Origin of the sequence: Pseudovibrio sp. W74 (assembly GCF_001623085.1) — a bacterium.
Lineage (GTDB): Bacteria > Pseudomonadota > Alphaproteobacteria > Rhizobiales > Stappiaceae > Pseudovibrio.
Genome location: NZ_LMCJ01000008.1, coordinates 73,015 through 93,275, shown reverse-complemented (window position 1 = coordinate 93,275; position 20,261 = coordinate 73,015). Strand labels below are relative to the sequence as shown.

Sequence of the window (20,261 nt, the reverse complement as noted above, 5' to 3'; positions counted from 1 at the left end):
TGGAGAAGAAACAGGAAAACTGGTATATCGCGTTGGAGAGTGTGTTTCCGAATCCAATGCGAAAAAGAGAGGTTACATGGTAGCTCGCATTTACAATCCAGCCAAAACTGCAATGCAGTCCGGAACAGCCAAAACCAACAACTGGGTGCTGGAGTTCGATCCACAGTCCCCAAAATCCATTGATCCGCTGATGGGCTATACGTCATCAGGTGATATGAAGCAGCAGGTAAAGCTGAAGTTCCCGACCAAGGAAGAAGCGGTCGCCTACGCAACACGCAACAATGTTGCTTACCGTGTTGATGAAGAGAGCAAACGCAAGCACCGCCGCGCATCCTATTCAGATAATTTCCGTTTTGACAGATTATCTCCGTGGACACATTAAGTTTCAGCATTGAGATTATTCTCTAACGGCCTTATGAAACATCCCACGCAACGGGCGATCCACTCGCCCTTGCAAAAGCGGTCCCTTAGCTCAGCTGGATAGAGCACCGGCCTTCTAAGCCGACGGTCGCAGGTTCGAATCCTGCAGGGATCGCCATTTTTCTTCCTTGAAAATCTAAATAACACTTATAAATCAATAGCTTGTGCGATTGATACGTAAACGCGTTTGACGACAATTGGGCAATCCCGTAACAATTCCCGTAACAAATCCCGTAACATTTGGGGCGTCATGATGGGAGTTACATGTGATCGTGGAAGATATTATTTCGTCAAAAGGGTACCCAAGAGGTACCAGAGGTATGATCCGCGTTCCCGGGTCACCATAGCTCTCCATACAGACAGCCATGAGATTGCTCTTACTAAGGCCGGGCCCATCGAGGCTCAGCTTATTTCCTATTGGGAGGCTCTCAAGGCGGGCAATACTGCGGATGCGGACGCACTTGCTGGTGCTCTGCGGGAGCTGGCGGATGCCAGTGGCTTCAACTACGCGCCTATGGAAGATCTCATCTCCAACAGTCCGCGAGACCTTATTGACCGCCTCATGAAGCTGGAAGGGGCTCTGGAGGCGAAGGAAGACCCCTTGGTGCCAGCATTGCTGGGGAATGCTAAAATCCTGCCCAAGAAGCTTAGCCTCGCTTTTGAGGAGTATTTCGACTTCACAAAAGACCAGCGTGTCGGGATGAATGAGGAGCAGGTGCGTAAATGGAGAAATCCGCGCCTAAAGGCCATCAACAATCTTATCGCCCTGGTTGGAGATAAACCGATCCTTGATTTGGCGCGCAATGACGCAAAGAGATTGCGTGAATGGTGGGTGGAGCGCTTGTTGAATGAGGGGAAGTCGTCCGTCTCCGCGAATAAAGACATTGGGCATCTGGCGCAGATCTATCAGGTCTACGGGCTAATACACGAGCTGGAGCTGGATAACCCTTTTGCAGGGATGCGCGTGAAAAAGACCATAGCAGCCCCACGCTCTGCCTTTTCTCCAGGCTGGATGCGTGACAAGGTTTTGGTGCAAGGCGTTCTCGATGGCCTCAATGATGAAGCTCGTGACGTGTTCTTATTCATGATCAACACTGGGGTTCGCCCATCCGAACTCATCGGCAGCCTGCCTGAGCATTTGATGCTTGAAGAGCCGATTCCTTATTTCGAGATTCGCGCCTATCAAGGCGGCGAGTATCAGCGAAAGCTCAAAACCGAACATTCTGCCCGCGATATTCCGCTAACCGGAGTGTCGTTGGAGGCGGCGCAGCGACTGAAAGATGCTGGAGGTGTGAAGAGATACTTCCTGAATTCAGATCTCTGGAGCAACACAGTCAATAAATATCTGGAAGAGAATGGGCTGCGAGAAAGCGAGCGGCATACGGTTTACTCGCTCAGACATGCGTTTGAAGAAAACCTGCTGGAAGCTGGAGTGGATGAGCGCATCAGAGTCGAGTTGATGGGCCATGCCTACAATCGCCCTAAATATGGTCCGGGCGGCAGCTTGGAACTGAAGCTGCAAGCAATTAGGAAAATTGCGCTTTAAGGGCCGGGCAATGCATACTGAAGGGCAAGGTTGAATTCTTTTTGCTGCTTCTCTCGCTCTTCAATGAGTTCATGGACACGATTGAAAACGGGAAGGTAATCCGGACCGTAGTTCTTTACGATAGTTGCCGCGATCCCACGCGCTTTAATGAGCTCTTCAGTGCTCACATCAGGTTCAAAGGGGATCGCAACCTTTCTCACATCACCACCTAAGCCGCAGCTTCGTTTGTGCGTGTGCAGTTGGAAACGGCGCTTTCCATCATCTCCGCCCATTCCAGGGCGGCCATTTCAGGGCTTTGGGGCTTGATGGTGGAGGCGAGCGGCAGGGTTGGGCCTGACATGCTTCTGCGGGAGAGTTGGTTGAGGGTGGTCGTTATCGCTGCACGACGGATCTCTTCCAGCTTGGCAGTTTCAACCATGCTCAGCTTGTCCGGGCGCGGAATGAGTTCACTCAAAGCTTTTGCCAGTTCACACAGGCCTCCGGTTGGGCGATGCAGCAATGTTTGAGCCTGATCGCATTCGGCTTCCGTGTAGGCCAGATGTGCCAGGATGACCTGCAGGCCGGTCGTCATCATCAGGGGGCGGAGGGCGCGCGGTGTGAACCGCGCTGCCATTGTGTTGAACTGCGCCTGTGAGAGGAACGCATCCGTCAGATTGGGCAGTGCAGCCACGCGGCCTAACACAATGCCCAGAGTGCGCCAGGTGATCCTGGAGGAGGCCGGGTGTGTCAGGTTGATGTAGTTTCCCTCTGGCAACGGAATGAAGTTCATCGGCTCTGCCATGCTTATGCATCCTCCGCGACAGGGCCTGTCATGCCGAGGGCGTGGAGGTAGAGATCGAGGATGGCTTCTTCTTCCTCGCGTTCATGTGGTTTGCGCTTGCGAAGGGAAACAATCAAACGCATGACCTTGGCATCAAAACCGTTTCCTTTGGCCTCGGCGTATACGTCCTTAATGTCATCTGCGAGGATCTTCTTTTCCTCTTCGAGACGTTCAATGCGTTCAATGAAGGCTCTGAGTTGATCGACTGCTACGCCGCCTGTATCTGCCATTTGGGTGCTCCGTGATTTCAGGTGATAAGGCTCTAAGATTGATTGCTTCTCGCTGATCGAGCAGCATGTTCCAGCCTTGAGATGGTGAGGATGGTTGGCTTCAGTTCAGCTGGTGCTTTGTCGTAGCCTCTGCCAAATCGGCCATTCAGTCGGGGAAGGAGTGCACGCGGAACGAGTTCCCAGTTCGAAGGCGCTGTGTTGGTCTTATCGCCATCGATGCACTTCAGGCACATGCCTTCAGGAACGGCTCCGTTTGTCTTCTCCCAAAGGTGCTTGTGTTTGAGGACGTAGCGTCGCTCAAAGCCTGTATGAGGGTTCGTTTCATCAATGCTGACTTCAACGTAGCCTTCTTTTGAAATGCGCTCGTGTCCCAGTTGCTGAGCGTTATGAGGCAGCTGGCCCTTTTGGAACTGTGTGCGTGCGCTGTTTGCGTTGTAGGGCATCTTTTTGCCCTTGTTCCAGGATGTGTGGCCGGTGTTGAAGTGGCCAGACCGCCCTGTGAGCCAGCCGTTGCGTTTGCAAAGAGATCTCAAATTCGCAAGGGAAACATCTGAGCGGCCAAAGGCATTGCAGAACTGCTGATGCAAGACCTTGCGGTCCATCGTGCAGCGGGCTTTGACCCAATCCAGTTCCTGCTGACTGTAGGAAATCCGTCGCCCTCTCATTGTGATTTCCCTTCAATCAGAGGGCGATTGTTGTTTTCAACCTGAGGCTGGTCACCGACCTCCATAAGGGGAAGAAAACGGCGTGCGTGACCGTGTTCAGCAACAAGTTTGGCGGAGCGGAACTGAAGATCTGCATTCTGGACAATCTTGTCTGCGACAGAGACGATGGCGTCTGTGCGCTTTGCTTCCTGCTCAAGTGTGTTGGCATCCAGATCTTCATCTGACAGTCTTTCCAGCTGCATAAACAGATGATTGTTCAAATCCATGAGTTTGTTTTTCATGGCTCACCCCCGTCCAAGTTTGTTGAGTGTTTGCTGGCAGCGTTGCCAACCATCGAGGTAGAAGTCCTGCAGGTTTCGGATTTGGCCGGCGATGGCAGTGTTGTCATCGGGCGTCTCTTTCAGAACCTGCTTCAGATCCTCTCGTTTCAAGGCAATTTCGCCAAAGCTGGGGGCGATCTGGTCAAGCAGTTTGTGGCCCTGCTGTTCTGCTGTGCCCACTGGCTGAAGAAGCGGGCCGGCAGTCTCGGAAATCAATCTCAGATATAAGCTCATGCAGACATCTCCTGTACCTGCGTGAAAAGGGTGGCGCGGGTGCAAATGTTGGTGGCAGCACCCGCGCCGGTCACCTGCTGCACGAGGGGTGCTGGGCAGCAGGTGAGGCTGGGCTGAGCAGGGGAGCTTCACTCAACACGCTTTGTGCTGTGGTGCTGTCAATAAACAGAGCAGGCGGGCCCTCTCTTTTAGGGAGAGGGGCTTCCAGATCATTCATGCTGACCCAGTTGTAAGTGAGCTTGCCGTTGTGCAGGGAGACGATGCGCGCTTGCGGGTCTTCATCTGCGGCGATGGCAATGGACTTGATCTCGCCAGTGGCGCGCAGGTGACGGCAATAAACCTTGTCGGAGAGCCTAAACGGAAGGGCTTCTAAAAAGCCGTACTGCTCTTTGGTCTGGTCAACCACAGCAGGCAGCCCTGTGTTGCGCGGGTCCATAGCCTCGAGCTCGCGAACATTACCGGTGATTTCCTGAAGCTTCAGCTGATAAGCCAAAGGTAAGGGTGCACCAATGTAATGGTTTCTTGCATCTGCTGCTGTCGCGTCCAGTGTATCTAGGACGTTTGAATAGAGAGATCGCCAAGGCTGAGCGCCGTTGGTGTTGGTGGATTCTGGTGACATGAAAAAACCTCCAAAAGCGAATGGCTGATGGAGGTCAATAAAAGCTACAAATTGTAGCATGTCAATATCTAATGTTACAAAATGTAGCTTTTTAGTTCTGTTCGTCTAGTGTCACCTTACAAGTTCAACAGCTTGAGAGATAAGTTCCCCGTATTCTTCGGTAGGTTTGATGCCAATGTATTCTTGAGTGGTGAGGCCAGGGCCATAGGGGATTGAGATTTCTTCGATATTGAGTCCCAACTCTTTCGCAATATGCTCTTTGAGCTTGTCTTCGTTCAGGTCTCCGTTGGTATCAATATGGTGCTTCCTGAGGAGGGTCCATGCGTTGATTATCTGAATTTGCTGCTCAGTGAATGAGAAGTCGTTTGACTTCAGGGTCCATGTGACGTCTGAAAATGGAATTTTTTCAATATTTAGAGTGTATTCGGCCACGGCTACATTGATGCCAAACATGCCCGCTTCAACGCCACGTGCATATAAAATTACATCAATGTAGTCCAAGTTTGCTCTTTGCCCGACCTCTCGAGCTATTGTTGCTACTGCCTTCGCGCGGGCCACTGGTGTCGAAGGTGTCAGAGACGTTTCAATTACTCGCAGTCGGGCTCGTCGTTGAGTTGCTGTTCCGGTTTCCCTTGCCTCGAATAGCCGTAGAGGTATGAGAGCTTCCGAGATTAGCTCTTCCGCTTGTGCGATGCCTTGCTGGTTGGGTTGAGATAGGAAGTTGAAATAAACGAAGTAGCCAAAGGCTATAATGCCGATGAGCTTAAATAAATTAGACATTGAATCACTCCTGAAAATTGTCAGTGTGCTTCGTAATCTATCACGTAAAAGTTGTATGGAAAGCGCATGTATCTGGCGTTTGCTTTATCGATAACTTCAAGCTTTTGTGTGCGCATTTAAGCGCCTTGCATATGTTGCAGGTGCTTAATGATAGCATTGAGGTATCGGAATGTTTTCTGAAATTAGAATTGAGATTTTAACATATACGGCGAGGCTTACAGGTCTGTCTTTGGACTATATATGTGACCTAACCGTGGGGTTGCCAGATGTTGCCGCAACGATCGTGTGTCTGAATTTATGCCGTATTTGCGAGGTTCACTAGCGTGAAGTGAGGGGTGGCCCTCACTTTTTATCAGACTTTTTCGAGATGGAATGCAGGAATGTTTGTGGCAGCCCAGCTTCTCGCCCGAGGTAGATGTAGTCCAGTGTAATGTCGTAGGTCTCACGTATTACGTATGCACAGTCCAATGAGATCCTCCGGATGCCATTCTCCCAATGATTGTACCTGGTGCGGTTAAAGCCGTGCTTCTCAGCAAACTCTTGCTGATTAAGGCCGGTATGCTCGCGAATTTTGCGAAGCCTTTCGCCAATTTCTTGAAATTGTTTTGGGGTCTTTTCCATGGGCGCACTGTCGCATAAATCTACTAAATGTAGAAATTTCAAAATGTATCCTTGACAAATGCTACATTTGGTAGCTTTTAATGATGCATGGATACGCAAATCAAAAAACTCTTTGCTGTATTGGGCCGACCTGCTCTTCGAGTGAAGTTAAAGGTAAGCGACAAAGCACTCTCGGCGGCTTGTGCCCGAGGTGTTCCTGCATCTTGGTATTTGCCGATTGTTGAGCTGGCGAAAGAGCAGGGCCAGTCGGAGCCAATTCCGCTTTGCATGTTCAATTGGAAGCGAGCGCCTGAGAGCGCGGAGGAGGGCACTCATGTTTCTCCTCTCTGACACTCGCCTCCCTCATGATGAGCATAAAGCTGCGCGCAAAACGGTGTGCGTTGATTGCTTCTCGCCCGCTCTGGCTTTGTTGCCGATCAGCGTGGCGTTCCAGCTTTTCCAAATTCCATTTCTTTGCCTGCATCAGCTTGGCTCCGCTGCGTGGAGTGATCCATCGCGTGGATCAGGTTCTGGCAGGCAGTCTGCAAGACTGCCTGAGCGCTGTCAGCGATAACATTGAGGAATATTTTGCATGTCCGGCACAAACACAGGTCGCACGCTCCCCAAGTCTGACTATGTCCGGCTTGCCGCCTACGCCAAGGAACTGGTGAAGATGACCGGCGGAGTGGATGCAACCAGCATGGTGACCCGCGTTTCTCCCAGTCAGCTGTCCCGCTATGGCAACCCGCAAAACCTTGAAGGTATGCCCATTGATGTGCTGGCAGATCTGGAACACGAGGCCGGCGAGCCGCTGCTCACCCGTGTTCTGGCCCGCATGTCTGGCTTTGCGCTGGTCAAACTGCCACGCGAGGCCAGCGAGCCGGACTGGGTGGGCAACATGGGCCAGCTCTCCAAGGAGTTTGCTGATGTTGTCTCTCGTGTGGGGGAATGCCTCAGGGATGACGGCAAGGTCTCTGCCTCTGAGGTGAAAAACCATAACCTTCGTAAGGAAATCGCAGAGCTGATCAGCATCGCCGTGAAGCTGGACAAGACCTGCGAAGTGATTGAGCAGGAGGTTGCCCTATGATCCGCTCCCCTGAAATTCGCGCAAAAATCATGCGGCACCACAAACGCAACATGAGCCCACGCGGCATCGCCACCATCTACGGCTGCTCTGAGGCTGATGTGAAAAATGTGGTTGAAACCGAAAAAGCCGATCACATCATTCTCTCCGGTGTTCCAGTCGCAGGCGGAAAGGCTTTGCATCCGGTGAGGGACACAGCAGAAACACCGGAAAGCGCAGCCATGAGGTTGTTTAAGCAGCTGCCGGAGGATTTGCAGGAAGTCGCGACTGGGATCGCGCGCATGATGGACATTCACGTTGCGCGGCTGTTCACAAGCAGCAGCAAACGCCAACAAGATGTCTTCTATCGCGGCTGCTTTTACTACGAGCTGAAATGCAAGTTTAACCTGAGTTATGAGGCCATCGGCGCACTGGCTGGCGTCAGCGTCCACACAGTCTCACTCGCCACACAGCGCTACTGCGAACAAGTCGGCGCTCCCCGCCCAGGCGAACTGACAAATGCACGGAGGGCGGTGGCATGAGCGGGGTAATCCAACCAATCACCAAACTTCAGTCTGATCTTTCTAAGTTAACTGATCACATTAACAGCTGCCCATTGGTCTTCATCAAACAGATGAGACCAATGGGCAGCGATCGAAGCGTTTGGAATACTTGCACTGTTAAATATTGGAATGTGCTGGCAAATGTCAGCTATTTGGCACAAAGCGGGAATAATCAGCTGTTCTCCATAGGTTTTGGTTGCTGCCTCGGAGTTTTTTTGGAACTGCAAAATGCGGTTGATACTGTTGGCGTGATGCAAGCGAATTCGCGTGAGCGCATGGGTTTGCTGTCGCGGATTAAGCGTATCTTCTGGAGCAAGTTCATATGCGTTGACGAAATTTTTGAACTGGAGAATGTCGCTGCTCGTTTGCTGATCCAGCTGCAGCTTAATCGAAAGGTAGATACCGAAGCAGTTAAGATAAGTACCGCGAACATTCTCAGCATCGACCAGTTTAGTTCCTTTGAAGTTTGCTCCAGACAGGTCAGCTCCGGAGAAATCTACAGCCCTGAGCATTGCACCTTCAAAGTTGGCAAAGGGAAGCAGCAGCCCTCTAAAACTGCAATTATCAAGCCTGCAATTGTAAAAGTGGATGCTCTTAGACTTATTGAACTCAACGCAATCCATATTTGTGTTCGCGAGATCAAGAAGTTCCAGACTATTCCAATCTCTTGCTTGCCGAAGTTCAGTAAGTGTTCTGATAGCTGCGCTTTGATCCAGAAAAAAAGCGGTATCCGGAACTGGGCTATCCGATTTAAAGATGCTGCGGTCAATATTTCTCTTGCGTACGTACTGCTCAAGTGTCTCTTGAACGACCGGAAAATACTCATCAGCGTTCCTGACGAGATCAGCCAACAAAAACACTCCAGAACTAGCAACGGCTACGTTATCCTCTGCAAGCAACTTTGCACCTTCTCTGAAGCGGTCATTGTTGTGACCTTTTTCTGCAAGCCGAAGGTTCGAGATTGCTGTTTTTGCTTGCTTGTGAGCTGTGAAGCTTCGCCAGACAACAAAAGGCAACCCGATTGCTGCAACCAACATCAAGCCGATGTTACGCAAGACTTCGGCAGGGCTAGCATTGAAGCCCCCCCAATACCAAAGCGTGAAATAACCCGGATATTGCCTGTAGAAAGCAGCGCCGTAGTCTATGGCGATGAACGTGCACACAGAGATTGCGATGACTGCAAGAGTGTAGAGCAGAAACCAGCCTACCTTGCCAAACCAGTGTTTAAATCTCACCATCAATCTCAACTCTCAAAACAGCATAAAATAACTGCCTTGCACACTAAGGCGCGCCGCGCTGAGTCTACAACTGGCGCGCTCCACCCCTCCCAAGATAACTGGAGGGCGGCTGCATGAGTGTGTTAGGCGGGTTTGAAGTGCTTAGGTTTGCCGTTTTCATCGCAAATGGTCACAGTGCCTTGGTGTTCCTGGTCAATATATCGAATATCCTTTTCTGCGATACACAGGCCCTTAGTGCTAGCTTCTTGAAAGAAACAGGAGAAAGAGTAACTCATCGCTCTAGGATTGTTCGTGGAGAAGAATGCTCCCTTGAAAGTGGAGCCTGTTGTTCTGCATGTGTTTTTGAACTGAATAATCTCTCGCAGTCTCGCATGAGAAAAATCACATTTGTAGAAGGTAGCTTCCTCGACAGAACAGTTGTACAGGATGGCAGCCCTGAAGTTTCCCATCACGATTTTGGACTTATTAAAACTAGCGTGACTCAAGTTCACACCTTGCAGCTGCAGTTTGACGTCGATGTCTTCGAGTTCAGAAAACTGGGCTCCGATCATTTCGGGAGTCCAGTATTCCTCGAGTTTAATGTGATCTATCCGCAGCTTGCTGAAGTACGTAAGTGCTTCCTGTCCAAGCCTCTTTGCTGCGTGGATCTCCAGATGGTCTTCGGAGGACATGTTCTTTTCCGACACATCGTCATTACGTTTTTTGATTTGAGAAACTTCTCGTCCAGTGAGCTGTATAAGTGCGCAAAATTGCTTCTGTGCGAGAAGGTAATATTCTTTTGGGTGTTCCTTGGCGAGCTCAAACATAAGGGTCAATCCAGCAAGCCTCGAGGGGTAATCCTCTTTGCCCATGAGTGCCGCGGACTTTTCGAAGCGATCGAGGTTGTGACCTTTCTCAGCCAACTTCAGATTTTCCATCGCTGTTTCGGCTTGCTTGTTCGCAGTTTTAGCTTGTTCGTTTGCTATCACAGCCTGATCGTTGGAGATGTCTGCTTGTCTGGATGCTGTGTTGGTCCGTTCATAAGCAAGGACAAGGCCAATTGCGCCAACCAAGATCCAACCGATATTGCGGAAGATGTCACCAAAAGCTGGGTCGCTGCCGCCCCAGAACTTCAACGACATGATGTCTGGCCAAAAGCCAATTGCGAGAATAGCGGTTGCCAGAAAAATGAGGCAAGCCACTTTCCCCAATGTTCGATAGCTGATGGTAATCCCCTTAACTACGGGTTTGTCTTTTTCCAATGCCATCAATCTCAGCTCTCAAAACAACACAACTTAACCGCCTTGCACACTAAGGTGCAGTCCGCTGAGTCTACAACTGGCGTGCTCTGCCCCTCCCAAGATAACTGGAGGATGGCTGCATGAGTGCGTTTCGTGTTGAGGATTTTGGTCTTGCTAAGCTCTATCTCGGTGATTGCCGCGATGTGATGCCTGATTTGCCACGAGTGCACCACGTTATCGGCGATCCGCCCTATGAGCAGCACATGCACAACACCAAGAAGGGCAGCCGTGTCCTGCGCAAGGATGGCGGTAGAGAACTGGACGGACTGGACTTTGCGGCGATCGATGAAATCCGCGAGGAAGTCGCGGTGCTTGCATGTCAGAAATCTCAGGGCTGGGTGGTGTTCTTCTGCACGCCTGAGGGTGTCGCGCCCTGGCGTGATGTGTTGGAAGCCGCTGGAGCAAACTACAAGCGCGCCTGCGTATGGGTGAAGCCGGATGCGGCGCCTCAGTTCAACGGGCGATGCCCGGCCATGGGTGCCGAGATGATTGTGGTTGTCTGGGCAGGTGAGGGTGGAAGCCGCTGGAACGGCGGCGGAAAGCGCGGCGTCTGGACCTGCAACACTAACAGCAAGTCTCGTGAAGGGACGCACCCCACTGAAAAGCCTCTCAAACTCATGACTGATCTGGTCAGGGACTTCACCAACAAGGGCGAGGTGATCCTGGACCCGTTCATGGGCTCCGGCTCCACCGGCATCGCAGCACTGCGCGAAGAGCGCCAGTTCATTGGCATTGAAAAGAGCCCCAAATACTTCGACCTGGCCTGCCGCCGGATAGAAAAAGCACTGGGAGAAGACCTCTTTTTGCGAGAACAGACGAGCACTATGCCACTGTCACTGGAGATGGTTTGATGAACCGCCGCTCTCCTCAAACTGGCACAGAGCTTACTTTTGCGTTGCAGGCCGAACTAAAAGAGCAACCTAACACTTTCAATAGGTGGTGCGCATGATTTCAGGAACACGGCAAACCTTTGGGGTGAAGACAGCGGGGCAACTCTGTTTCAAGCGAGGCCTGCCAGTTGTCTCGGCAATCCTTGAAAAGCAAGAGCAAAAAGACTTCTTTGAAGACAGCATCATGAAACTCATCGAGCACCAACCTCAAAAAGGTGGTGCGTGATGGGAGTTAATTTCGTTGCTATTTTTCCGTCGTTCTTGCTTCAAGTTTTCTTCAAACTCAAAAGCGACCCTCATGAAGGCGTCAAGTTTTGTCATGATCATACAAAGGAAGAAAACTTCACCTGGGCCGTGGATGTTCTTCAGATCTTTGTTATTTCTAACCAACTTAAGATGCCGCCAGAAAGTGCGGGCTCTTTCAGTGCTAAGAGAAGTTTTATCTTCTTTATCGCTATGAACAAGTTGAGAAATTTCCCAGCCTTCAATGTAGCCAATCAAGTAATTGCGAAGTGCAGATCTATACTCGAGAATGTCTTCTGGGAAGTACTTGTTAGCATTCCCATTATTCTCGTTAATAAGTCTCAAGAGTTCAATCAGAAGGCGGAGGAACTCACGAATTTTTTCGCGATCAAGTACTGCTGTCCCAGTTATTTTGTAGTACGCAGATCTGACCTCATTATCATGCCTCCGCAAATCGAATTCGGGTGCCAGGGCACCCTTGATTTGAGAGAGATGCGAAAATTGAGAAAACTGATTACTACGCCGCATCTCCCTCGTGTGGTTGAGAAGGACATAGATAGTGGCTGCGGCTGCAAAGACAGCGAACCAACCGCTTGTCGCTCCAAGCCATGCTCTCATACAGGCCATCGGCTCCACAGATGGTATACCGGCACAGAGACCAGCCCTCAGTGTATTGAAGTCGATGAACACAAAAATGTAGATGGTCCCGAGGAAAACTGCGCATGCGAAGGTAACGGGAAAACTAAACCGCATCTAATCCTCCATCTATTGAGCGGTATCTTTAACCAAATCTGTCATCAGGCGTGCCCCTTAGTTAGGAGGTGTTCAGCATGACTCTCAAGATCGATCGCAGTAAAGCCCCTAAAACAACGACCACAGGTCACTCAGAACATTCTTGCATGGCTCAGAATTGCAACAAATGGGGCTCGCGTGGTTACAGCCGCGATGAGGCTGGTAAGCGTGTGCAGCTGTGGTTCTGCCCTGAGCACGCAAAGCAATATGAGGTGGATCTGGATGCTGCCAGACGCACGCCACCACCTCCGCGACCACCAAAGCAAGGGAGGCTTGTTTAGCCGTGTATCCCTCCCGTTCATTTCAAGTTTTTCAAATTTTTGGAGTGTGCCATGACAGCTACTGACGAGCGTAAATGGTCTTACATGCCGATCGGTATCTTTGCCGACCCTGATCTCTCTCCGCGTGACCTTCAAGTGATGGGCGTTATCTGCTGCTCAACCAACAAACACGGCATTTGCTATCGCTCACAGGTGAAGATTGCGAGATTCCTCCGTATCGGTCGTACAACGGTGGTGCGCGCTATCCAGCGTCTCATGAAGTCTGGCTGGTTGGAGCGTCGTGGCGGGAAACGCAGAGATGGTGGAAACTGCTCATTCGTCTACCGTGTGGTGAACAAGGATATACCTGTCCCAGATCAGGCGGATCTGTTTGAGCCTGACCTCGAAGAAGAGGCTCAGAATCTGGAAGAAAAAAGATATAAAAACGGACAGTCCCTGTCCGCTCAGACGGACACCTATAAGAACGAATTATTAATAACGATTGATGATGAAGATGCGGCTGCGAGTAGGGCGAATGAGGGGCGATCTGATGTGCCCTCTCAGGCGCAAGTGCAGGCAGCTAAGCGGTTTAAACACTACGTAAACGAGGTTGTAACCACACTTGCGCGGCTGAAGCCGGGGTTGGATGTGACCCGCATGGCAGACGGAACAAACCCGATTATGGGCTGGTTTGCGAAAGGCTGTGACCTTGAACAAGACGTGAAACCGGCACTTGCGATTGTGTTGGAGCGGGCGCGGGTTGTGCCTAACAGTTTGAATTATTTCACCAAAGCTGTCTTTTCTGCGATGAGTTCCCGCAAAGAACTCTCGGAAATCAACCCGAACTACAAGAGTTTTGGAGCGCATGCTGCAGAGAAGCGAGCGCGGGAGCTAGCAGCATCTCGTGCGAGGTGCGATGCAGCTTTGGATGAGTTGAATGTGGAGTACGCAGCAAGAGGTGCGCTATGAGCACATCCCAAACTCACCCCGTTATTGAATATTTCGCAAATCCACTAAAGGGCACGTTCAGCAAAACGACTGGTGCATCAGAAAAAGACTACTTTTCAGACCTTTGCAGGAGGTTGGAAGGGTTCAATGCGGATGTTCTAACGCTAGCGTCTGAGCGGATATCTCGCCGTGCAACATCTCGCAGCTGGCCATTTCCGGGCAGATGTCAGGAAGCATGTGAGGAAGTTGCACGGGAGCGCTCTGCCGCAGCAAAGCGGGATCGGCGCGCTGGGAAGGAACAGTATGGACTGCCTGAAGATGCGGCAGTGCGTATTCTGGTGGCTCAGGATGCTGGCCTTGCAATCGCCGCTATAGACGGCGAATGGCAGGGGGATCTGGTGGACTTCATCAAACGTCATCACCGTATGCCTGATGAGACCCAGATCGAACAGCTGGTGGTGGGTGCTCATGCTCGTAAAAGACGACATGAGCAGGATGAAGAAACGGAACTGAGAGCGTTTTTTGGTGAGAAGTGGCAGGGCAAACAACTGCCGGCCAGTCACCCTCGTAAAATCATGTGGAATGCATTTGAAGCGCGCCGTGATCGTTTTGCTGAAAAGATCAGCGAAGCGGTGTTGGCTGCTGACCCAGTGGAAGGAGAAAGCTATGTCTGAACAGAGGTTTCCAATTGAGTTTGATCGCTCTGTCACGCTTTCAGGAAGTGAAATAGCTGCAGCCAAAAAACTGGCTTTGCTTCTGGCTGGCTTGGCTGGTGTGCAGGATGAGGGGCGTGATTGGCTTGCAGTCTCTACCCCTCAAAGCACACCGCAGCTGCATGCTTTGACCTTGTTGCTCGGGTGTTCTGCCGCTCTGGTTGTTCTGGGCTTCGCGAAAGGCGAGGCTATGGATGAAATTGCTATCTCATTGGGAGATGCCTCTCGTGAGGACGTGGATGCTATGCTTCGCAGTGGGTTGGCTCTTACGCATGATGTGCTGGTAGATCGCTCGGATGATACAGCTGCGTCTCATCGTGTAGCGAAGCTTCAGGCTTACATCGGCCAGATCCAGATTGCAGCTTAAGGCGAGGGCATCATATGGCTCAATCAATTACATCCACTCCACGCTATGCAGCACGCGTTAAGGCAGAAGTTGAGCAACGTTCCGCAGTGCGCGTGATTGATCTGGTGAGCTTGCTGGAATGGACCTACGCCACACAGCGGGCGCACATGGACATTTTAAACCAGGACGAGGCACGTCACCTTGGTTCGCGCTGTTCCATGCCGGGATTGGAACAATACCTGACACTCGGCACCTTCGTGGATGGTGGTGGTCGATCTCATGTGGACCTGCACCCTGATGCTGAGGCGGTCCATAGCACGGTGATGCGGTTTGCCCTCCAGTCGGAAGACTGTGCTTTTGCAGCTGGTCTACTCATCCATTACGCCTCTACGCAAACACAACCGGAAAAGCCTGCAGTGGCCGGGCAGAAACTGGAAGTACGCTACGATCGGGCAGGGCGTATTGCCATGAGTTATTGGCGGGAAAATGAGGAGTTGTTTGTACGCCCAGGCACAAAGCTGCCGAAACCGGTTGGCTATGACGGGCCGGGTTGTCGTGCGGGGCAGGCCTGTGACTTGAAAGTGGTTACTGTTGAAAGTGATTTGGAGGCGTTTTTGCTCGAAACTTACACCTACTGGTGCGCAGCATTAGAGATCATCGCAGAGGCGCTGCCATTGTTGAAAACTCACAAACTCAAGTATTTTCAAGCGCCTGTGTTTGATCGACGTAGCTTGAAACTGAACTATTTAGAGAGTGCGGCTTGATCTGACCCACAGGATTTGACAGCCTAACAGCGACCAAAAAACCGCACTGAGGGGAAGACCTTCAGGGCGGTTTGTTTGTTTATGCTTGTGAGCTTGCTAACTCTGGGCCGGGCGCTAGGTCTTGCTTTTTAGTGATTTCAGTTTGGCCATCGCCATAGGTTGTAACGACGATGGGATCACAGTTAGGGTTTTCATTGATATGCTTTGCAATAGACCTCAGCTCAGTTGAAGTGATGTTGGTTATTCGGTCTACGTGCTTGGAAGGATAGTAAAGCTCTATCGGAGATGTTTGCTCCTCCGCCCGTAACGAAACTCCATCTGGATGAATTTTGAGATGAAAGTTCTTCCATTGGTATTCTTGAGCGTTTTTGCTTGTATTTGGAAGAATTTCGGCGGAGTCCTCGCGTTTTTTTAATGGATTCCGATAACCAAAGTAGATTTCTTTAATATCCTTTGGTTCGATCTTATAAAGATGCAATCCTGGCACCGTTATCAGTGCTTTTCTGGGAGCATATCTTTGAAATACCGACTCGAAGTTATTCCCAGAACGATGCTGCCATTCCATTGCAGTTAGAGTTTTAGGTTGGATACATTTGATAGCTCTGATCTCGCACTCATATGTCCAGCAGGGCTGTTTCATTAGAAGAATGTTATGAAAAGCCGCTTCTGCATTGCTTGATAGTTCTCCTTCACCTCCAGTGTAAACGTAGTTTATGCACTCGCGGTACGCGCTTACAGCGTCTTCGACCTTCAGCGGAGTACTATAATTTGCTGCTCCTCTCGTTGCAGGAAGAATAGTGTGCTGGTTTAGGTGGCTGCATTGTAGGTCATAGCCAACAACAAATCCTTCGTGGTTTTCTCCATAGTGTGCCCACATTAGAGGATCAAAGGCGGTTGTAGACAACGATAGAACACCCAGTTCGTCTAAGAATGGATCGTTGTGACCTTTGTCAGAAAACTTGATCTGCTCAAACTCTTGGAAGCGCCAAATCTTGGTTTCAAAGATATCGTTAAAATTTCGAGGTTTACGAAACCCCAAAGTTAAGTTTTCAATGGCTGATAAGCCAGCTTGAAAACCGTAATACTTATACAAGATGCTCATTCTGCCGATTGCACTTCCCTTCATTTCGGAAATTTTCGCATTTAATGAACGTAATTAATAGGTGCACCATGATTGAAATAGACATCGATGAGCACCTGGAGAACTTCGCCAGAGCCTTGAATGCAACGGGCGAGAAGGTCTCCGCTAAGAGTTTGGCACGTGCCACCCAGTATGCGCTGCGCGAAGGCCGCGAAGCCTATCTGGAAGAATTGGCCGAGGACCTTTCTGACTACAAAATCTCCAAAGCGCGCTTGCGCCGGACAGTTCGTACGGTGTTTGTAAATGCCGGAAGCGATGGGCGCAGCGCATTATTTAACGCGGGTTGGTTTCGCCTCGGCGATCAGAGAGGATTGCAGCAAACATCAGCGGGTGTGGTTGCACCAGGTTGGGGACTGCATCGCGGCACGTTCCTCGCCACTACCAAGAGCGGGCATCGCGGCGTGTTCCGCAGGATTGCTGGTGAGCGTATGGATAGCAACCCAAACAAAGAGAAGATCCGCGAGCTTTGGGGGATGAACCCCAACCGCGAGGTAGAGCGCGGCAACTCCGAAGCACTCGAACAAGCAGCTGATGCAGCGGCACGGGCGATTGAGGACCAGGCTTTCAAGCTCCTGGCCTCGATCGCCGCCTGAGCCCTCGACCCATGCGCCCTGCATGGCGCGGGTCCTTTGGGCGCCTTCCAGCCCTAGACGGGGCCGCAGCACCGCGGGGGTTCGTGCTTAAGTCGCTTAAAAAAAAGCCTTAAAAGCACCCTTAAAACTTAAAAGCAGACTGAAGAGCGGAGCGGTCAAGGAGCTGGCACGCCGATCGATGCGGGCCGGAATGGAGGCCGGAACAAAACTCAGGATGAAGCACAGATGACACGGCTGGTGAGCAAGAGTGAGTTTGCAAGAGAGTGCGATGTTTCACCTGCCCGTGTTTCGCAGTGGATCAATGAGGGCAAGATCAGCCCAGACGCAATAGTGGGGGAGGGGCGCCGCGCGAAGATCAACGCGGACCTGGCTGTTCAGCAGGTGTATAGCCGTCGCGATGTCGGGCAAAGTCTTGGCAACGGCAAAGATACGCAGCTGGCTAACGACACCACCCAGCACACACCGGCTGCGCAAGCACAACCGGCTCCGGTACAGCACGCGATGAAGCTGGAAGGGGAAGTGCCGGCGCCCAGACCAAGCGCTTCAGCAAACGGCGCGTTGGATGAGACAAAAAAAGATGCCGATGCCATCCAGCGCTTCAAGCGTTTGAAGCTGGAGCGTGAAGCAGAGGATGATCTTGAAGAGCGGCTGCTGCGACGTGGTGAGTTCATGCGCACCGAAGATGCTAATGCAGAAATGGCCCGCATTGTCACGCAGATCATGCGCAGCTTCGAAGGCGGCCTGAAACAGTTCGCAGCTGATTTATCTTCTGAATTTGGAGTTTCCGGGCGCGATGTGCAGCATACGTTGATGCGCTCTTTCCGATCAGTGCGAGAAGGCATTCATAAACGGCTTGAACAGGACGCAGACATGGATGCGGATCTGGAAGAGCCAGTAGATCTGGTGGAAAGAGAACATGGCGACATACCTGGCCAATCCTCGCCACCATCTGAGAGCAGCGGCGGCAGCGGCAGCGATGCCACCACCTCCGGTCGATTATGTTAAATGGGCGCAAAAGAATGTTTTCTTTAGACCTGAGCGCAGCGACTTTCCAGGTTACTACAACCCGGATGTGTTTCCGTTCTTCAATGAGATCCTAAAGGCACTGTCGCCAGAGGAGCCTTGCAGAACTGTCTCATTTAAGAAAAGCGCACAGCTTGGGGGGACAATTCTTGCGCTGATTTGGACCATGGCATCTTTAGATGTGCAGGGTGGTGACTTTATGTACATCACACCAACGCTTGAAAATGCGAAGCGCTGGTCCAAATCCAAGTTTGAACCTCTTGCCAATGATATTCCGAGTATTCGGGCGAAGTTTCCGCGCAATTCCAAGGAAGCCACCGATACGGTCTTACGAAAAGACAGCAAGGATGGACTTGCCAGCCTACTGATCTCCGGTGCCAATTCGGGTGCTTCGCTTTCTATGGAAAGCCGCAAAAACATCGTGCTTGATGACCTTGCAAAATGGATCAACAACGATGCGGGCGACCCTGAAGGCCAAGCTGAGAGCCGCGCCCAGTCGTTTCTCTTTGCCAAGATTTTTAAAAACTCAACTCCGCTTTTGTGGCCGGGTTGTCGGATCACCACCAGCTTTAACCAGGGCAGCCAAGAATACTTTTATGTTCCTTGCCCGCAATGCGAACACAAGCAGATCCTTGAATGGGAGAACTTCAAAGAGCAAATAGATTCAGAGAACACGGCAACGGCATGCTTCCATTGCGTTGAATGTGGCTTTCCGATCGAGGAACACCATCGCTCGGAGATGATGAAAAAGGGTGAGTGGATTGCTCACAATCCGAAGATGCTGCGCAAACATCGCAGTTTCTTTTTGTGGTCTGCTTACTCGCCGCTCGCTTCTTTTGAACGTATCGCTGACAGCTTCCTCTCAACGAATGGGGATACGGAAAAACTACAACGCTTCCACAATGATGACCTTGGGGAGCCGTTGGTGGTTGAAGGCTCTGTTCCAGACTGGGAGACGCTGAAGAACACAGCTGATGACACTGGCCACCAGCGTGGCAGAGTTCCAGCGGGTTACTACCGATTGTTTCTTGGTATCGACTGTCAGGATGATCGTGTGGAATGGCTCGTTCGGGCCTATGGGCGCGGCAATCGCACCTTTGTCGTGGATCATGGTGTCATCCATGGGCACATCTCAGAGGATGAGGCGAGAACCCAGCTCAAGCCAATCATGAAACGGAAGTTCCGCAATCCTTATGGACACGACTTGCCGATCTTTAAAACGGCGATCGATGGCAACTATTCGACTGAGGATGTGTTTGACTGGATCAAGAAAGCCAAGTTGCGCAAATCTGAAATTTTAATGGTTCGCGGTGCGCAGGCTCATGAAGTTCCAATGATTGAAGCTGTTGGCAAAGACGTCAACGACAAAGGGCGTAAGTCCAAGCGCAAACCCTGGCACGGTTGGTTTTACAACCTTGCCGTCTCCAAGATGAAACTTTCGCTCTATCGCAGCTTACGGACCTGCAAAGACCCGGATCAACGCAACGCGGTTGCATTTCCTGCCGGGTTTGAAGACGAGTTTTACGAGCAGCTCACAGCCGAAGCGTGGGTTGGCGAGAAGAACAAGAAGGGCATCAAGGTTTACGCTTGGAAGAAGCAGCGCGATCGCAACGAGGTTCTCGACATGATGAACTATGCGGATGGAGCTGCGATCCATTCTGGTGTTCGGCGGATGACTGATGCGGACTGGGATGTTCTGGAAGCTGAACTGACGACACCCTTACCGGATGTTCAAGGCGACTTTGAAGACCTGCTTGGACTTGCAGCCCCAACACCCGAGCCCGCAAAAGCCCCAGAGCCAAAGCCTGAAATCACACAGAGCAAAGCAAAAGGCGATGTGAAGTTGAGCGAACGCGAGCGCATGCTTGCCGAGCGCGCAGCGCGGCGATCGCAGCTCGCCAAGACAACCTAGGGAGTGCAGCACATGCAGCTGACAGAGGCAGAACGGGTGAAGACCCAAAAGCGCCTGGATGAGGCAGAAGATGCGTTGCATCGGCTCAAGTTGGGCGAAAGTGAAGTGCGGATGCGCGATCGCTCTGGACGTGAAATCGAGTTCAAGCCAGCCAACAAACGTGACCTGCAGAACTACATCAATGAGCTGCGGGATCAGCTTGGCATGAGGCCACGTTCAGGGCGGGGAAGCCGGGCGGTAACTTTCTAAAACATTGAG

29 protein-coding genes and 1 tRNA gene are annotated in these 20,261 nt (G+C 51.3%); 17 read left to right on the top strand and 13 right to left on the bottom strand.

The genetic code is table 11. From position 1 onward, the window contains the following. Positions 1-76: 76 nt before the first annotated feature. From PsW74_RS06865 to PsW74_RS06855, 3 genes are all read left to right on the top strand, one after another. Positions 77-382 (top strand): ETC complex I subunit, encoded by a 306-nt coding sequence (locus tag PsW74_RS06865; RefSeq protein WP_057465385.1) that lies wholly within the window; start codon positions 77-79, stop codon positions 380-382. A gap of 79 nt (positions 383-461) precedes the next feature. Continuing rightward, positions 462-538 (top strand) — tRNA-Arg (locus PsW74_RS06860). Between the two features lie 132 nt (positions 539-670). Next, complete coding sequence (locus PsW74_RS06855; RefSeq protein ID WP_082830499.1) at positions 671-1,966, top strand: tyrosine-type recombinase/integrase; 1,296 nt, start codon at positions 671-673, stop codon at positions 1,964-1,966. Here PsW74_RS06855 and PsW74_RS28605 read toward each other — a convergent pair. The 9 genes from PsW74_RS28605 to PsW74_RS06815 form a co-directional block, all read right to left on the bottom strand. Beyond that, the gene (locus PsW74_RS28605; protein ID WP_153041701.1) at positions 1,963-2,166 is read right to left on the bottom strand and encodes a hypothetical protein; all 204 of its coding nucleotides are present in this window, start codon (positions 2,164-2,166) and stop codon (positions 1,963-1,965) included. The two genes, PsW74_RS06855 and PsW74_RS28605, sit on opposite strands and share 4 nt — an antisense overlap. A gap of 8 nt (positions 2,167-2,174) precedes the next feature. Beyond that, positions 2,175-2,747: a hypothetical protein gene (locus PsW74_RS06850; RefSeq protein ID WP_063288647.1), complete on the bottom strand. Its 573-nt coding sequence runs from the start codon at positions 2,745-2,747 to the stop codon at positions 2,175-2,177. A 2-nt stretch (positions 2,748-2,749) separates the two neighbouring features. Beyond that, on the bottom strand, positions 2,750-3,016 hold the full coding sequence (locus tag PsW74_RS06845; protein WP_063288648.1) for a DUF2312 domain-containing protein: 267 nt from the start codon (positions 3,014-3,016) through the stop codon (positions 2,750-2,752). 32 nt (positions 3,017-3,048) lie between these two features. Continuing rightward, positions 3,049-3,681 (bottom strand): HNH endonuclease, encoded by a 633-nt coding sequence (locus PsW74_RS06840; RefSeq protein WP_063288649.1) that lies wholly within the window; start codon positions 3,679-3,681, stop codon positions 3,049-3,051. Then, a complete protein-coding gene (locus PsW74_RS06835; RefSeq protein ID WP_063288650.1) occupies positions 3,678-3,962 on the bottom strand; it encodes a hypothetical protein in 285 nt (94 codons plus the stop codon). The genes PsW74_RS06840 and PsW74_RS06835 overlap by 4 nt, the downstream gene beginning before the upstream one ends. A gap of 3 nt (positions 3,963-3,965) precedes the next feature. Next, the gene (locus PsW74_RS06830) at positions 3,966-4,235 is read right to left on the bottom strand and encodes a hypothetical protein (protein WP_063288651.1); all 270 of its coding nucleotides are present in this window, start codon (positions 4,233-4,235) and stop codon (positions 3,966-3,968) included. 70 nt (positions 4,236-4,305) lie between these two features. After that, on the bottom strand, positions 4,306-4,854 hold the full coding sequence (locus PsW74_RS06825) for a hypothetical protein (protein WP_063288652.1): 549 nt from the start codon (positions 4,852-4,854) through the stop codon (positions 4,306-4,308). Positions 4,855-4,965: 111 nt separating this feature from the next. Then, positions 4,966-5,634 carry a hypothetical protein gene (locus tag PsW74_RS06820; protein WP_063288653.1) on the bottom strand — a complete coding sequence of 223 codons (669 nt, stop codon included), beginning with the start codon at positions 5,632-5,634 and terminating at the stop codon, positions 4,966-4,968. 342 nt (positions 5,635-5,976) lie between these two features. Continuing rightward, on the bottom strand, positions 5,977-6,255 hold the full coding sequence (locus PsW74_RS06815) for a helix-turn-helix transcriptional regulator (RefSeq protein WP_153041702.1): 279 nt from the start codon (positions 6,253-6,255) through the stop codon (positions 5,977-5,979). A 313-nt stretch (positions 6,256-6,568) separates the two neighbouring features. Here PsW74_RS06815 and PsW74_RS06805 point away from each other — a divergent pair, with 313 nt between their 5' ends. From PsW74_RS06805 to PsW74_RS06795, 3 genes are read left to right on the top strand one after another with little or no spacing between them, the layout of a single operon-like run. After that, positions 6,569-6,808 (top strand): hypothetical protein, encoded by a 240-nt coding sequence (locus PsW74_RS06805; RefSeq protein ID WP_063288655.1) that lies wholly within the window; start codon positions 6,569-6,571, stop codon positions 6,806-6,808. Positions 6,809-6,826: 18 nt separating this feature from the next. Further along, positions 6,827-7,321: a hypothetical protein gene (locus PsW74_RS06800; RefSeq protein WP_063288656.1), complete on the top strand. Its 495-nt coding sequence runs from the start codon at positions 6,827-6,829 to the stop codon at positions 7,319-7,321. Beyond that, the gene (locus PsW74_RS06795) at positions 7,318-7,839 is read left to right on the top strand and encodes a hypothetical protein (protein ID WP_063288657.1); all 522 of its coding nucleotides are present in this window, start codon (positions 7,318-7,320) and stop codon (positions 7,837-7,839) included. The genes PsW74_RS06800 and PsW74_RS06795 overlap by 4 nt, the downstream gene beginning before the upstream one ends. A gap of 47 nt (positions 7,840-7,886) precedes the next feature. Here PsW74_RS06795 and PsW74_RS06790 read toward each other — a convergent pair whose 3' ends face one another. Both PsW74_RS06790 and PsW74_RS06785 read right to left on the bottom strand, forming a co-directional pair. Beyond that, positions 7,887-9,023 (bottom strand): pentapeptide repeat-containing protein, encoded by a 1,137-nt coding sequence (locus PsW74_RS06790; protein WP_193775953.1) that lies wholly within the window; start codon positions 9,021-9,023, stop codon positions 7,887-7,889. 197 nt (positions 9,024-9,220) lie between these two features. Continuing rightward, entirely contained in the window at positions 9,221-10,345 is a 1,125-nt protein-coding gene (locus PsW74_RS06785; RefSeq protein WP_063288659.1) for a pentapeptide repeat-containing protein, read from the bottom strand. A gap of 113 nt (positions 10,346-10,458) precedes the next feature. On the opposite strand from PsW74_RS06785, the gene PsW74_RS06780 reads away from it, so the two are divergent. Together PsW74_RS06780 and PsW74_RS28840 are read left to right on the top strand one after the other, a co-directional pair. Next, positions 10,459-11,229: a site-specific DNA-methyltransferase gene (locus PsW74_RS06780; RefSeq protein ID WP_063288660.1), complete on the top strand. Its 771-nt coding sequence runs from the start codon at positions 10,459-10,461 to the stop codon at positions 11,227-11,229. 94 nt (positions 11,230-11,323) lie between these two features. Next, complete coding sequence (locus tag PsW74_RS28840) at positions 11,324-11,494, top strand: hypothetical protein (RefSeq protein ID WP_193775954.1); 171 nt, start codon at positions 11,324-11,326, stop codon at positions 11,492-11,494. Here PsW74_RS28840 and PsW74_RS06775 read toward each other — a convergent pair. Then, positions 11,476-12,264: a hypothetical protein gene (locus PsW74_RS06775; protein WP_063288661.1), complete on the bottom strand. Its 789-nt coding sequence runs from the start codon at positions 12,262-12,264 to the stop codon at positions 11,476-11,478. The genes PsW74_RS28840 and PsW74_RS06775 overlap by 19 nt on opposite strands. A 77-nt stretch (positions 12,265-12,341) precedes the next feature. Between PsW74_RS06775 and PsW74_RS28600 the strand changes: the two genes are divergently transcribed. Genes PsW74_RS28600 through PsW74_RS06755 form a run of 5 tightly spaced genes read left to right on the top strand, consistent with a single transcriptional unit; the run spans position 12,342 to position 15,334 of the window. After that, on the top strand, positions 12,342-12,584 hold the full coding sequence (locus PsW74_RS28600) for a hypothetical protein (protein ID WP_063288662.1): 243 nt from the start codon (positions 12,342-12,344) through the stop codon (positions 12,582-12,584). A 51-nt stretch (positions 12,585-12,635) separates the two neighbouring features. Continuing rightward, the gene (locus PsW74_RS06770; RefSeq protein WP_063288663.1) at positions 12,636-13,532 is read left to right on the top strand and encodes a helix-turn-helix domain-containing protein; all 897 of its coding nucleotides are present in this window, start codon (positions 12,636-12,638) and stop codon (positions 13,530-13,532) included. Next, positions 13,529-14,185 (top strand): hypothetical protein, encoded by a 657-nt coding sequence (locus tag PsW74_RS06765; RefSeq protein WP_063288664.1) that lies wholly within the window; start codon positions 13,529-13,531, stop codon positions 14,183-14,185. The genes PsW74_RS06770 and PsW74_RS06765 overlap by 4 nt, the downstream gene beginning before the upstream one ends. Next, complete coding sequence (locus tag PsW74_RS06760; RefSeq protein WP_063288665.1) at positions 14,178-14,591, top strand: hypothetical protein; 414 nt, start codon at positions 14,178-14,180, stop codon at positions 14,589-14,591. Before PsW74_RS06765 ends, PsW74_RS06760 begins: the two co-directional genes overlap by 8 nt. A 14-nt stretch (positions 14,592-14,605) precedes the next feature. Beyond that, positions 14,606-15,334, top strand: coding sequence for a hypothetical protein (locus PsW74_RS06755; RefSeq protein WP_063288666.1), 729 nt, complete (start codon positions 14,606-14,608; stop codon positions 15,332-15,334). A gap of 79 nt (positions 15,335-15,413) precedes the next feature. Here the strand turns inward: PsW74_RS06755 and PsW74_RS06750 are convergent, their stop codons facing one another. Then, complete coding sequence (locus tag PsW74_RS06750; RefSeq protein ID WP_063305820.1) at positions 15,414-16,460, bottom strand: DUF2971 domain-containing protein; 1,047 nt, start codon at positions 16,458-16,460, stop codon at positions 15,414-15,416. A gap of 44 nt (positions 16,461-16,504) precedes the next feature. On the opposite strand from PsW74_RS06750, the gene PsW74_RS06745 reads away from it, so the two are divergent. From PsW74_RS06745 to gpW, 4 genes are all read left to right on the top strand, one after another. Next, positions 16,505-17,068 carry a hypothetical protein gene (locus PsW74_RS06745; protein ID WP_063288668.1) on the top strand — a complete coding sequence of 188 codons (564 nt, stop codon included), beginning with the start codon at positions 16,505-16,507 and terminating at the stop codon, positions 17,066-17,068. 225 nt (positions 17,069-17,293) lie between these two features. Further along, positions 17,294-18,073 (top strand): hypothetical protein, encoded by a 780-nt coding sequence (locus PsW74_RS06740; RefSeq protein WP_063288669.1) that lies wholly within the window; start codon positions 17,294-17,296, stop codon positions 18,071-18,073. After that, positions 17,985-20,003 carry a terminase gpA endonuclease subunit gene (locus PsW74_RS06735; protein WP_082830498.1) on the top strand — a complete coding sequence of 673 codons (2,019 nt, stop codon included), beginning with the start codon at positions 17,985-17,987 and terminating at the stop codon, positions 20,001-20,003. Before PsW74_RS06740 ends, PsW74_RS06735 begins: the two co-directional genes overlap by 89 nt. A 12-nt stretch (positions 20,004-20,015) precedes the next feature. Continuing rightward, entirely contained in the window at positions 20,016-20,252 is a 237-nt protein-coding gene (gpW, locus tag PsW74_RS06730) for a gpW family head-tail joining protein (protein WP_063288671.1), read from the top strand. Positions 20,253-20,261: the final 9 nt, after the last annotated feature.

Bases quoted from the DNA above. Each gene is read 5' to 3' on its own strand.
- PsW74_RS06865 (WP_057465385.1), top strand. From the start codon at position 77: ATGGTAGCTCGCATTTACAATCCAGCCAAAACTGCAATGCAGTCCGGA.
- PsW74_RS06855 (WP_082830499.1), top strand. From the start codon at position 671: ATGATGGGAGTTACATGTGATCGTGGAAGATATTATTTCGTCAAAAGG.
- PsW74_RS06850 (WP_063288647.1), bottom strand. From the start codon at position 2,747: ATGGCAGAGCCGATGAACTTCATTCCGTTGCCAGAGGGAAACTACATC.
- PsW74_RS06845 (WP_063288648.1), bottom strand. From the start codon at position 3,016: ATGGCAGATACAGGCGGCGTAGCAGTCGATCAACTCAGAGCCTTCATT.
- PsW74_RS06840 (WP_063288649.1), bottom strand. From the start codon at position 3,681: ATGAGAGGGCGACGGATTTCCTACAGTCAGCAGGAACTGGATTGGGTC.
- PsW74_RS06835 (WP_063288650.1), bottom strand. From the start codon at position 3,962: ATGAAAAACAAACTCATGGATTTGAACAATCATCTGTTTATGCAGCTG.
- PsW74_RS06830 (WP_063288651.1), bottom strand. From the start codon at position 4,235: ATGAGCTTATATCTGAGATTGATTTCCGAGACTGCCGGCCCGCTTCTT.
- PsW74_RS06825 (WP_063288652.1), bottom strand. From the start codon at position 4,854: ATGTCACCAGAATCCACCAACACCAACGGCGCTCAGCCTTGGCGATCT.
- PsW74_RS06820 (WP_063288653.1), bottom strand. From the start codon at position 5,634: ATGTCTAATTTATTTAAGCTCATCGGCATTATAGCCTTTGGCTACTTC.
- PsW74_RS06815 (WP_153041702.1), bottom strand. From the start codon at position 6,255: ATGGAAAAGACCCCAAAACAATTTCAAGAAATTGGCGAAAGGCTTCGC.
- PsW74_RS06805 (WP_063288655.1), top strand. From the start codon at position 6,569: ATGTTTCTCCTCTCTGACACTCGCCTCCCTCATGATGAGCATAAAGCT.
- PsW74_RS06800 (WP_063288656.1), top strand. From the start codon at position 6,827: ATGTCCGGCACAAACACAGGTCGCACGCTCCCCAAGTCTGACTATGTC.
- PsW74_RS06795 (WP_063288657.1), top strand. From the start codon at position 7,318: ATGATCCGCTCCCCTGAAATTCGCGCAAAAATCATGCGGCACCACAAA.
- PsW74_RS06785 (WP_063288659.1), bottom strand. From the start codon at position 10,345: ATGGCATTGGAAAAAGACAAACCCGTAGTTAAGGGGATTACCATCAGC.
- PsW74_RS06780 (WP_063288660.1), top strand. From the start codon at position 10,459: ATGAGTGCGTTTCGTGTTGAGGATTTTGGTCTTGCTAAGCTCTATCTC.
- PsW74_RS28840 (WP_193775954.1), top strand. From the start codon at position 11,324: ATGATTTCAGGAACACGGCAAACCTTTGGGGTGAAGACAGCGGGGCAA.
- PsW74_RS06775 (WP_063288661.1), bottom strand. From the start codon at position 12,264: ATGCGGTTTAGTTTTCCCGTTACCTTCGCATGCGCAGTTTTCCTCGGG.
- PsW74_RS28600 (WP_063288662.1), top strand. From the start codon at position 12,342: ATGACTCTCAAGATCGATCGCAGTAAAGCCCCTAAAACAACGACCACA.
- PsW74_RS06770 (WP_063288663.1), top strand. From the start codon at position 12,636: ATGACAGCTACTGACGAGCGTAAATGGTCTTACATGCCGATCGGTATC.
- PsW74_RS06765 (WP_063288664.1), top strand. From the start codon at position 13,529: ATGAGCACATCCCAAACTCACCCCGTTATTGAATATTTCGCAAATCCA.
- PsW74_RS06760 (WP_063288665.1), top strand. From the start codon at position 14,178: ATGTCTGAACAGAGGTTTCCAATTGAGTTTGATCGCTCTGTCACGCTT.
- PsW74_RS06755 (WP_063288666.1), top strand. From the start codon at position 14,606: ATGGCTCAATCAATTACATCCACTCCACGCTATGCAGCACGCGTTAAG.
- PsW74_RS06750 (WP_063305820.1), bottom strand. From the start codon at position 16,460: ATGAAGGGAAGTGCAATCGGCAGAATGAGCATCTTGTATAAGTATTAC.
- PsW74_RS06745 (WP_063288668.1), top strand. From the start codon at position 16,505: ATGATTGAAATAGACATCGATGAGCACCTGGAGAACTTCGCCAGAGCC.
- PsW74_RS06740 (WP_063288669.1), top strand. From the start codon at position 17,294: ATGACACGGCTGGTGAGCAAGAGTGAGTTTGCAAGAGAGTGCGATGTT.
- PsW74_RS06735 (WP_082830498.1), top strand. From the start codon at position 17,985: ATGGCGACATACCTGGCCAATCCTCGCCACCATCTGAGAGCAGCGGCG.
- gpW (WP_063288671.1), top strand. From the start codon at position 20,016: ATGCAGCTGACAGAGGCAGAACGGGTGAAGACCCAAAAGCGCCTGGAT.